This is a genomic window from uncultured Tessaracoccus sp. (genome assembly GCF_947286155.1).
Lineage (GTDB): Bacteria > Actinomycetota > Actinomycetes > Propionibacteriales > Propionibacteriaceae > Arachnia.
On the sequence record NZ_CAMYPD010000035.1, the window covers coordinates 20518 to 31144 of the forward strand.

Annotated in this window: 11 protein-coding genes and 1 riboswitch; of the genes, 1 reads left to right on the forward strand and 10 read right to left on the reverse strand. The window is 65.6% G+C overall.

Going from position 1 to position 10627, the window contains the following annotated elements:
* Positions 1 to 8: 8 nt before the first annotated feature.
* The 7 genes from Q0X68_RS09545 to Q0X68_RS09575 all read right to left on the reverse strand — a co-directional run bounded on the left by Q0X68_RS09545 (position 9) and on the right by Q0X68_RS09575 (position 5560).
* Complete coding sequence (locus tag Q0X68_RS09545) at positions 9 to 2543, reverse strand: ribonucleoside-diphosphate reductase subunit alpha (RefSeq protein WP_297750825.1); 2535 nt, start codon at positions 2541 to 2543, stop codon at positions 9 to 11.
* Positions 2544 to 2660: 117 nt separating this feature from the next.
* Positions 2661 to 2846, reverse strand: a riboswitch (cobalamin riboswitch).
* 151 nt (positions 2847 to 2997) lie between these two features.
* Positions 2998 to 3414: a PIN domain-containing protein gene (locus Q0X68_RS09550; protein ID WP_297750827.1), complete on the reverse strand. Its 417-nt coding sequence runs from the start codon at positions 3412 to 3414 to the stop codon at positions 2998 to 3000.
* Positions 3411 to 3647, reverse strand: coding sequence for a FitA-like ribbon-helix-helix domain-containing protein (locus tag Q0X68_RS09555; RefSeq protein WP_297750830.1), 237 nt, complete (start codon positions 3645 to 3647; stop codon positions 3411 to 3413). Before Q0X68_RS09555 ends, Q0X68_RS09550 begins: the two co-directional genes overlap by 4 nt.
* A 40-nt stretch (positions 3648 to 3687) precedes the next feature.
* The gene (locus Q0X68_RS09560; RefSeq protein ID WP_297750833.1) at positions 3688 to 3813 is read right to left on the reverse strand and encodes a hypothetical protein; all 126 of its coding nucleotides are present in this window, start codon (positions 3811 to 3813) and stop codon (positions 3688 to 3690) included.
* A 23-nt stretch (positions 3814 to 3836) separates the two neighbouring features.
* Positions 3837 to 4679 (reverse strand): DUF4261 domain-containing protein, encoded by an 843-nt coding sequence (locus tag Q0X68_RS09565; protein ID WP_297750836.1) that lies wholly within the window; start codon positions 4677 to 4679, stop codon positions 3837 to 3839.
* A gap of 73 nt (positions 4680 to 4752) precedes the next feature.
* Positions 4753 to 4965, reverse strand: a complete 213-nt coding sequence (locus Q0X68_RS09570; RefSeq protein WP_297750839.1) for a hypothetical protein — start codon at positions 4963 to 4965, stop codon at positions 4753 to 4755.
* A gap of 40 nt (positions 4966 to 5005) precedes the next feature.
* Positions 5006 to 5560, reverse strand: a complete 555-nt coding sequence (locus tag Q0X68_RS09575; RefSeq protein ID WP_297750842.1) for a hypothetical protein — start codon at positions 5558 to 5560, stop codon at positions 5006 to 5008.
* A gap of 87 nt (positions 5561 to 5647) precedes the next feature.
* Here Q0X68_RS09575 and Q0X68_RS09580 point away from each other — a divergent pair, with 87 nt between their 5' ends.
* Positions 5648 to 7456: a SulP family inorganic anion transporter gene (locus Q0X68_RS09580; protein WP_297750845.1), complete on the forward strand. Its 1809-nt coding sequence runs from the start codon at positions 5648 to 5650 to the stop codon at positions 7454 to 7456.
* A 477-nt stretch (positions 7457 to 7933) separates the two neighbouring features.
* On the opposite strand, the gene Q0X68_RS09585 is transcribed toward Q0X68_RS09580, so the two are convergent.
* The 3 genes from Q0X68_RS09585 to Q0X68_RS09595 form a co-directional block, all read right to left on the reverse strand.
* A complete protein-coding gene (locus Q0X68_RS09585; protein WP_297750848.1) occupies positions 7934 to 8731 on the reverse strand; it encodes an ABC transporter ATP-binding protein in 798 nt (265 codons plus the stop codon).
* Positions 8728 to 9762: an iron chelate uptake ABC transporter family permease subunit gene (locus Q0X68_RS09590; protein WP_297750851.1), complete on the reverse strand. Its 1035-nt coding sequence runs from the start codon at positions 9760 to 9762 to the stop codon at positions 8728 to 8730. Before Q0X68_RS09590 ends, Q0X68_RS09585 begins: the two co-directional genes overlap by 4 nt.
* The coding region (locus Q0X68_RS09595) for an iron ABC transporter permease (RefSeq protein WP_297750853.1) at positions 9759 to 10627 on the reverse strand (869 nt) is incomplete at its 5' end. The genes Q0X68_RS09590 and Q0X68_RS09595, both read right to left, overlap by 4 nt.

The following is a 10627-nucleotide window of genomic DNA, read 5'->3' on the forward strand; positions in this document are numbered from 1 at the left end:
CTGGTTGCTCACTGGCAGGAGTCGCACTGGAGGGCTTCCTGCGGGTCCACGTCGATCGTGATGCCGCCGATCACCTGCAGGTTCGCCGCCCGCGTCCCGACGACGCCCGTCACCTCCGCGGGGGTAGGGCTGGGCGTCGTGGGTCGGCGGGCACCGAAGCCGCGCTTGTTCGTCGCGGCGGCCTTGTTCACCTTCACGGTGGACTGCTCGGCGGTGTGGCGCGGCAGCATGTGCAGGTAGTAGGTGGTTTTGACGCCCATGCGCCAGGCGAGCTGGTAGAGGTCCACCATGGTCTGGACGTTGCGGTCGGCGAGGTAGATGTTGCGGCTGATGGCCTGGTCGATCCACTTCTGAGCCCGCGCAGCGACATGGAGGTACGCCGTCGGATCGAGCTGGAAGCTCGTCTTGTACACCTCGGTCATCCACGACGGGATGCCCTCGACCTTCGCGAGGTCTCCCTGATGGCGCAGCAGCTCGTCGCGTACCCCCTCCCAGATGCCTGCCGCCTTGAGGTCGTGCACGAGGTTGCGGTTGACTTCGAGAAATTTCCCCGACGACGTCGCGCGGCTGAAGATGTGACTGAACTGGGGATCGAGCCCTGGCGTGGTGCCGGCGACGAGCCCAATGGATGCGGTGGGCGCAACGGCCATGAGCGTGGCGTTGCGGATGCCTCCGGCCACACGTCGGCGCAGCAGATCCCAGTCGAGCCGCGACGAGCGATCCACCTCGACGGCCTCCCCCCGCTCGGCGGCGAGCCGCTCGAGTGTGTCGAACGGCACGAGCCCCTTCGACCAGCCGGAGCCCGCGAAGTTGGGGTATGCCCCACGCTCGCGGGCAAGGTCGCAGGACGCGTCGATGGCGTGCCATGAGATGAACTCGACGATTTCGTCGATGAGCTCCCAGGCCGCGGGCGAATCGTAGGCGATGCGGAGTCGCTCGCAGATGTCGGTGAACCCCATGAGCCCGAGTCCGACGGCACGGTTGGCGAGATTGGCGTGTTCTGCCTCCGGCACAGCGGATGCGGTGATGTCGACGAGGTTGTCGAGCTGGCGCACAGCAGTGCGGACGGTGCGCGCAAGACGATCCCAGTCGAAGCGGGCCTCGACCCCGACCCCATCGAGGTGTCGGGAGAGGTTCACGGAGGCGAGGTTGCAGACGGCGGTGTTGTCGCGGTCTTGCGGCAGGCAGATCTCGGTGCAGAGATTGGAGAGATGAATCGTGCCCGTGTTGTCGTTGAGTGCGCGGGTGTTGATTGTGTCTTTGAATGTGATCCACGGATGCGACGTCGACTGCAGCGCGACGAGGATCGCTTTCCACTGCTCACGCGCCTTCAACTTGCGGTGTATCCGCAGCTCGCCGGCCTCAGCCATCTCTACGTATTGGGCGTACCGCTCGGAGAACGCGCGTCCAGTGAGCTCGACGAGGTCGGACGTCTCGAGCGGGTCGAACAGATACCAGTCGTCGTCACGGGCCACGCGCTGCATGAACTCATCGGAGATCCACACCGCGGTGTCGGCAGTGCGGGTGCGGCGGTACGGGTCGCCGGAGTTCTGACGCAGGTCGAGGAACTGCGCGAAGTCAGCGTGCCAATTCTCCATGTAGAAGCACAGCGCGCCGAACTTCTTGCCGCCGCGCGAGATTGCGCGCAGCGTCGAGTCGACGGTGTGCATGAACGGGATCGGCCCCGTCGACGTCGTGTTGTTGGAGCGGATCGGCGAGCCCTCCGAACGCAGCTTGGTCACGGACAAACCGATGCCGCCGGTGCCCTTGGTGATCCACATGACGTCGCGGATCGACTTCGCGATGTGCTCGATGTCGTCCTCCATCTGCATGACGAAGCAGTTGGAGAGCTGTGCGGCCGGGGTGCCGGCACCGACGAGCGTCGATCCGGCCGCCAGGTACTCCAGCCGGCTCATGGCTTCGTAGAGCTCGAGCGCCACCGCCGTCGGATCCTGCTCGCCCAGGGAAAGACCCATCGCCACACGCATCCAGAAAAACTGCGGCACCTCGATCACGCGACGCTGGCCGTCGGTGAGCAGGTAGCGGTTGCGCATCGTCTGGACTCCGACGAAGCGCAGCAGGTCGTCTCGCGACGGGTTCAGCGCCCGCGCGAGCGTCTCGAGGTCGAACAGCTCACCCATGCGGGTGTCGAGATAGCCGTCGCGGACTCCGCGCTCGACGTAGTGGGGAAAGTGATCGACGTGCAGCAGCCGGATCGTGTCGGGCGAGCCGTCGCCGAAGAGGTCGGAAGTGTCGCCGAAGACCTGCTTGTAGAGCTGCTTGACGAGCAGGCGGGCGGCGATCTGGTCGTAAACCGGATCGTCCTTGACGTTGCCCAGCGTCACCTGCACGACGGCCTCATCGAGCTGCTCGGTGGTGATGCCGTCGAACAGCGTGATCTCGACGTCGGACTGGAGTTGTAGCGCTCGGGCGGTCTCATCGTCGAGGCCGCGGGCGGCGTCGGCGATCGAGGCGGCCACTTCGGCGCCATCGTAGGGTGCAAGGCTGCCGTCACGCTTGGTGACGCGGATGGTGTTGTGCATTCGTCTTCCCTCGGACTTCGGCGGATGGCCCGACGACGAGGGTGCGGCAATCTGCGGGCGCACAGGCAGCGCCCGTCGACCGAGCGCGATCCCTCGTGCGCTGCGAACCGGACCCCACGGCGTGGGGCCACACGAGGCAGGTCTTCGGGCTCACGAGCCGCCTACTGGCCGTCGCTTCCCAGGACGTTCGTCCCAGTGCTGTGTGACGGCGGTCGTTCTCGTACACCGCTGCGGGGCAGCTCCGGTTTCTCACCGGATTCCCTTTTCATCTCCTCACGGAGAACCACATGCGCGTAACACAATATGTGGGACGACGCGACACGTCAACCCTCAAGATGTAGTGGATTCTCGGCGTGTATCGCCGGGCGAGTTGCTCCGGCTACCGACGGTCATTATCCCCTTCAGCGCACCCAACGTCGGCTACTGACACGAGGGTCGACTCGGTCGACGAGCATCACTCAAACGGGTTCAGGAGTCGCAGGCCGTCGATGTGCTCGAAGTCCTTAGTGTTGCGCGTGGCGAGCACCGCAGCCCCTGCGACCGAGATGCCGGCGATTTGCGCATCCGCGAGCGAAATCGGGCAGCCGATGTCAAACCGGGCCGCGGCGATCCGGGCGGCCTCCCGGGCAGCGGGCAGGTCGTACGGCAGCACCCCATCAGCGTAGGCGTCTAGGAGAACCAGCCAGCGGCTCTCCAAGTCGGAGCGTCGACGCCCCAGCGGCAGGCGCGCCAAGCCACGCTCGATCTCCTCCACCGTCACGACGGTGATCGTCATCTCATCCGGTGCAAGTGTTCTGGCCCACCTGAGAACAGCTTGATCCGGGGAGCCCTTCATGAACTCCGAGACGATGTTGGTGTCGGCGACGATCATGCGAAGTCCACGACTCGAGGCGGGTCCGTGCGTTCGGGGATGACGAGGTCGACACCACCAGCCTCCACGAAGCTGGCGTGCAGCCCGAGGAGGAAGTTGTCCTCAGGCAGACTCACAGTGGCATCAAGAATTGCGCGCACCTCAGCCTCGACCGACCGGCCGTGTTTGGCAGCACGGCCACGGAGCCGAGCGTGAGTGCGCTCGTCGAGTTGACGAATGGTGATGGTACTCATCGGCACCTCCTGACAGCAATGCTAGCACCGACCTCGCCGCTCAGACCTCGACGAGCTTCAGCCCGTCGATGGGGCCGGCCTCCCAGGCGTCGGAATCGGCCAGCGCCTGCTGGAGATAAGGCCAGGCCGGATCGTCGACGGCGATGAGGCGTTCGATGTCATGCATGGGAATTCCTTCGCTTGTCAGATTCACATTTCCAGCTGGAGGGCAGTTTCTTCCTCGTCGATGATGCTCGGCTGCCACGACGTGGTGATCTTCTCATGCTCGTCACGGCCGAGTGTCTCGCCAGCCCGGATCCGTGCCCCACCGAGCAGGTACCCGACGATGTCCATGAGGTAGGAGAACAGGTCGTCGGGATCGCACGTCGACCCCACCACTTGGATCTCCGGGATGCCCAATTTCGTCAGGCCGGTCGAGGAGGCGTTCCAAGCTCCGTCTTCACGCTGGCCGATCCACACAGGCGCCAGGAAGGCCGCAGCGAACGGGTCTTCGGCCTCGGTGATCTCCAGGTAGGGCTCCTTGCCGTACGTGGTTCCCACGTCACCGGAGTAGTAGCCCACGGCTTCCTCCAGGCGCAGCAGCCCGCGCACGATCTGCACGTGGTTGATCACGGCGTCGAGATGGCTGAGCGGGGCCTCGTCGTCGCTGTCGCCCTTCGAGAGGCCGGGCATGCCCGCCACGAGCAGGAATGCGCAGTGCTTCGCGATGGCCTCGGGGTCGTCGCCGGCGAACACCGGGTGGAGCGCACCCTGCGCCTCGCCGTCGGGAAACGGTGCGTCCGTCGATGAGATCGCCACCCAGAGCCCGTTGATCGTGCAGCCCACGGTATCGCCGCCACTTGCGTCCTCGTCCCATTCGAAGGCTTCTTCGTCATCGATGCGCTCATTCATGACCGCGATGATCTGCTCCCTGGTGACCGCCTCACGCAACAGCACATAGCCAATGACAGGGCTATCACTCATTTCGTAGGTGGGCTCGGGGCGAGTGCTTTGGACGGCTTTGCCGGAACGCTTGCCGAACAGTCCGAACATGTCTTTCCCCTTATACTGTGTTCCGCTCAACGTGGGGCGGACTCGTCGATCATTGCGTGCCGCGCTTCGACGATCACGCCTGCTGCATTCCTGGGGCCCAGACCGGGTTCACTGCCGGGTTGAGGGCGAACTCTGCGTCGGTGGGTTGGTGGGGGTTGTAGGTGACTGTAACTGGCATACCCACCGAGGGGGTAGCCATCGCGGGGGTCGCGAGCGTGCCGCGCGCCCTGACCGGACAGGTGAGGCATGAGAAGTCGACGATCACGTCGAACACTGACTGTCCCATGATCCAAGTGTTGGTGAACGCGAGGTCAGCGATCCGACCCTCAGCGACGTGTCCAGCCTGCTGGCGCGCAGCCCGCGCCGCCTCGCGACGCTTCGCCTTGCCGATCGCTGACGCCGCCAGCGCAGCGAACAGCGCCCCGAGCAGCAACGAGCGCAGGGAGCCGCGCCGACAGGTCGCTCAGCAGCCCGTCCGCGCCAAGCCCCAGCACTGCCCCAACGGCCACACCCAAGCCCGCGCCGACGAGCCCCGTCGCCGTCGTGAGATAGAAGCCGCAGGCGATGTTGCCCGATCGCCTCAGGGCCGCGAACCCCAGTGAGGAGCCAAGGAAGATCATGGGTGCACCGACGATTATCCCGCCGGGGGGGGTAATGTCGGTGTTCCATTCCGTGACCGGTTTGAACGCCATGTCGGAGAATGCCGTGAGCACCGGCACGAAGAAAAGACCGGCGAGCGCGAAGCACAGTCCGCTCACCGCCGCCAGCACATAGGCGCCCGTCGAGGGCGTCGAACGCCCGCCGAGCTCGACGTCGGCATCCAAGGCCTTGCCCACCTGTCGCAGTGAGGAGGCCGCCATCATTCCTGACCAAAGTTCCATGGCTCCATGGTCAGCGACGGGCTCAGCTACCGTTCACGAGTTCGGGCTCCTTCGAGCTAGGCATTGCGCCAGCTTTGCAACCACGGCATGAGTAGTACCGATGCGGCCGTCGCAGGACATCGCCTTGTGTATCCTCTGGGTGTCGTCGAGGCCCTGAAGGAGCGAGCAAGTATTGTGACCCACCCGCACGCAACCCGGACGGTGGGCACCCGATTCCGCGCCCGACGTTTCGTACCGCGCAAGTCTGATTGGTCCCGCGCGACCATCGGGCGCGACCTCTCCGCAGGGCTCATGGTCGCCCTCGTCGCGCTCCCCCTCGCGCTCGGCTTCGGCGTCGCGTCCGGCGTCGGCGCGGCGGCCGGAATCACGACGGCAATCGTCGCGGGCATCCTGGCCGCAGTGTTCGGCGGCAGCAATGTCCAGGTGAGCGGTCCGACGGGCGCAATGACCGTCGTGCTCATCCCCATCGTGGCCACTCATGGCACCGACGGGGTGCTCGTCGTCGGTGTGTTGGCAGGCCTCATGCTGCTCGTGTTGGCGGTCACGGGTGCGGGGCGCGCGATGAAGTACATGCCATTGCCCGTCGTCGAGGGATTCACGGCAGGCATCGCGGTGATCATTGGCTTGCAGCAGCTGCCCGCAGCGCTCGGCGTCGAGGTGGAGGGCGAGATAGTCCTCGAGTTGGCGTGGGGTGCAATCACCGCTTGGCTAGGCGCTCCGTCGTGGCAGGCTCCCGTCATGACCCTCGCGGTGACTGCCGGAATCTTGGCCACCGCGCGTCTGAGTCGCGGCTTCCCCGCCGCGTTGGTGTTGGTGGCCATTGCGACGGCCACCAACATGCTGGCAGGTGCCGGGCTCAAGACCATCGGCTACATCCCGTCGACGTTGCCCGCCCCGCGCTTACCGCAGATCCCCTGGGCACACCTGGATTCACTGCTGCTGGCTGCGGTCGCCGTCGCAGCCCTGGGTGCGTTGGAGTCGCTGCTGTCTGCGACGGTCGCCGACGCGATGACTGTCGGTAATCGACACGATCCCGACCGCGAGCTGTTCGGGCAGGGCATCGCCAACGTCGTCGCTCCCTTGTTCGGCGGGATTCCAGCGACGGCCGCCATCGCCCGAACTGCCGTCAACGTGCGGGCAGGCGCCGGCTCGCGTCTGGCAGCGGTGTTCCACTCGTTGCTCCTACTCGTCGCTGTGCTCGTCGCGGCCGGGTGGGTGGGCGAGATCCCCCTCGCCGCGCTCGCTGGCGTGCTCATCGCCACCGCGATCCAGATGATCCATCCGCGCAACATCGCCTCGGTGATCCGCGCCACGAAAGGCGACGGGGCCACCTTGCTTATCACGGCCGTAGCCACCGTCGTGTTCGACCTCGTCGTCGCCGTGCTCATCGGCCTTGTCGTGGCAGGCTTCTTCGCACTCCGCGACACCGCCCGGACAGCGGTGTTCGAGGCCACCCCACTGCGTAAGGGAGACCACCGCGACGAGGAACGCGAACTTCTCGACGAGCACATCGCGGCCTTCCGCGTCGAAGGCCCGCTCTTCTTCGGCGCGGCGCATGACTTCCTACTCGAGCTCGCTGAGGTGTCGTGGGTCAAGGTCGTCGTGCTGCGCATGCGCTACGTCACGACGATCGACGCCACCGGCGCCCAGATGCTAGCGGAAACGATCGGGCGCCTCGAGCGCGGAGGCACCCGGGTCTTGCTCTCCGCTACGAAGCCCGAGCACGTTCCCGTGCTACGCGAACTCGGCGTCTTCGATCAGCTCGCGCACGAAAAACATGCTTTCGATAACACCCCCGACGCCATCGCCCACGCCCGGCTGCACGTCGCCCGCATCCAGCACGAAGAATCCGACGACGCACCCGCGGCGCCGCGGAGCGGTCAGCACGGCGAGTAGCTGCCCGAGGATCGACGCCGCGTCGGCGCCGGGTGCATCACCGTGCCTCGCGGCCGACGACGGGAATCGTCGCATCCTCCAGAGATCTCGAAGACGTCAACACATCAGAGACGAGATTCGTGACGAGAAGATCACGAGGGAACCACTGCGCGAGCACGATCTGAGTGTCCAGGAACCAGTAGTTCCTCGACCCCCGCCAAACGATCAACTCGCATGCAACGGCGCCAGCCCGATGTGCGAGCGCGTCGCTGACGGGGCCACAATCTCTCGAACCTTGGCATCCGTGGAGCGCTCACTTTCCTTCGTCTGAGCAGCGATGCGACGCGGAACCGTTGGTGAAGAAGTCAGGCCCAACACCAAGGATCGTTCCAGCTCCGAAACCGTTGAACGTCGTGAGGCACGATGCAGCATCAGTGAGCTTCACGACGCTCATGTCACTGTTCAAGTAGGTCTACCAGCCAGTCAGCAAGCTGCCGGTCAGGTACACAGGCGATGTTGCCGCGCAAGCGGAAGAACCACCGGTCCGCGCGCATCATCTAGATCCACGCGGCACTTGATGCGGTAGGTGTCCTCCACATTCTCTGCGGTGATCACCTCGGCTGGCGGCCCCTCGGCGACGAGCCTCCCCTGCTTCAGCATGAGCACGTGGTCGGCATAGGCGGCTGTCTGAGGAAGGTCGTGCAGAACGGCCACGACCGTACGGCCTTCGTCGACCAGGTCTGAGCACAGATCGAGCAACAGGTACTGGGCAGAGAGATCCAGGAAGGTGGTGGGCTCATCCAGCAGGATGACCGGGGTGTCCTGGGCAAGTACCATCGCCAACCAGACGCGTTGACGCTGACCACCGGAGAGTTCGGTGACCTGCCGACCGACGAGGTCTGTGACCCCAGCGCGCTCCATCGCCCGGCTGATGATCTCAGCATCGCCGGGGGCACTGCTACTGAGGAACGAGTGGTATGGGTGGCGGCCACGCGCCACGAGCTCCTCCACGCGAAGACCCCGTGGGGTCACAGTGGTTTGCGGCAGAAGACTGCAGGTACGCGCCAGCTGTCGACGGCCCATGCGCGCAACGTCCTGGCCAAGCATTGCGACGCTGCCCTCGTCGGCTGGTCGCACATAGGCCACAGCGCGTAACAAGGTCGACTTGCCGCATCCATTCGGGCCGGTGATGACGCTGAAGCTGCCCTTGGGCACACTGGCACTGATGCGTTCAACGGCTGTGAGGCCACCGAAGCGAATGGTGAGATCGTTCATCTCGATCGCTGAGCTGGTCATAAGAAGCCCCTCCGAAGTTGTGAGATGAGAACAGCGCCGAGGAACAGACCACCGATCAAGGCCGTGAGTATGCCCACAGGAAGCCCGTCCAAGAACGCCAGACGCTGGACGGCAAGGTCCGCCAAACACACCGTCGTCGCGCCGACCAGGGCCGCAGACCCCATCGCTGGGAGCCCGGTGAGCCCGCGAGCCAGATGAGGTGCGGTGAGCGCCACGAAGGCGAGAGGGCCTGCCGCTGCTACTGCACCAACGGTCAACAGGATTCCCACCGACAACGCGATAGTGCGCGTCCGGGCCGGGCGTGATCCGAGCCCATGGGCCACATCGTCGCCAAGGCTGATGAGATCGAGATCAATACGAAGCCCCAGCGCCACCAGACCCAGTGGGACGAGCACCGACCAGACGATAAGTGCATCACCCCAGGTGCGCGCGGTCAGCGAGCCCGTGAGCGCAGCAGCAAGAGCCATGGCCTCGGACTGGCGCGAGAAAACCAAGACGAACTGCGTCGTCGCGGTGGCGGCTGCTGCGACACCGATCCCCGCGACGATCACCGCGCCGGGATTGCGGAAGCCTGTGGTTGTGACCCACGGGAGGATGACGCCGGCCGCAAGGGCACCACCCAGGGCGCCGAGACTGGTCGGAGCGTTGAGCGCACTCGCCACCGCCGTCCCAGCTCCGGCAGCCGTCGTAATCCCGATGACATCGGGGGTGACGAGTGGATTCGCTGTGGCTCGCTGAAATAAGGCTCCGGCCAGACCAAGCGCCGCTCCTGCCCCCACCGCCACCGCAAGGCGCGGTCCACGCAGAACCGTCAGGGCGAGGCTGCCTCGGCCAGTGACCAGCTCAACCAAAGCTTGCGGTTGGCTCGCAAGGGGAATCCCGAGCCTGCCAATGGCCAGCGTCCAAGCGCACGAGACCAACAGAGCCACTACCAGGAGCATCACTGCAACGAGATGCCTAATACGGCTGCGGTGGGCGAGGCGGGCAGCAAGCTCATGATTCACGCTGAGGGAGTTGGAAGAAGCGCTCACAGCACACCTCGTGACCGGCGGACTACCGCTAACAGCAGCGGTGCGCCCAAGAGTGCGGTCACTACTCCAACAGGCACCTCGGCAGGACGCAGAACCAGGCGTCCCAATACATCAGCCAGCAGTAGGAGCGTCGGTCCGAGCAGACAACACACCCCAATGAGCGCACGCGTCGAGCCGGGGGTGAGCCATCGCGCCAAATGCGGCGCAGCCAGACCAATGAAGGCGATAGGGCCGGTGAGCGCCGTCGCTGCCGCGGCCAGCAGGGCCGCCGCGGTGAGAGTGAGGGCACGCACGAGTGCGGGATGGTGCCCGAGGCCGGCGGCCACCTCGTCGCCGAGCGCCACGGCATCCAGGCCACGTCCCAGGGCAAACAGGCCCGCGCATCCGACGGCGAGAATCGCCACGGACCAGCCGGGAGAGCCGCCTACTGCCAATGATCCCGCCGACCAGAAGCGCAGCGCGTCGAAGGCTGCCTGGTGGCGCAGGCTCACGGCCTGGGAGTACGCGACGGCAATAGCTGTCATCACGGCCCCTGCGAGCACCAACCTGGTGGCGTCGGGGCCACGTCCGAAACTGCTCAGCGCCATCACTGCAACCGTAGCCACCGCCGCTCCGGCGAAGGCTCCGCCGATGAGCTGGAGGCCAGCCAGCCCGGACAACGACGTCACCGTGACGATTCCGGCTGCTGCACCACTTGTCAGGCCCAGAACCCCCGGATCCCCAAGGGGATTTCGGGTGACTGTCTGGATTGCGGCCCCAGAACTGGCCAGGGCGGCACCAGCGACCAGTCCGCATAACGTGCGTGGGACCCGTGCTGCCAGCACCTCCCGCACGTGGGGATCGCCGCCACTGTGGATGGCTTCCA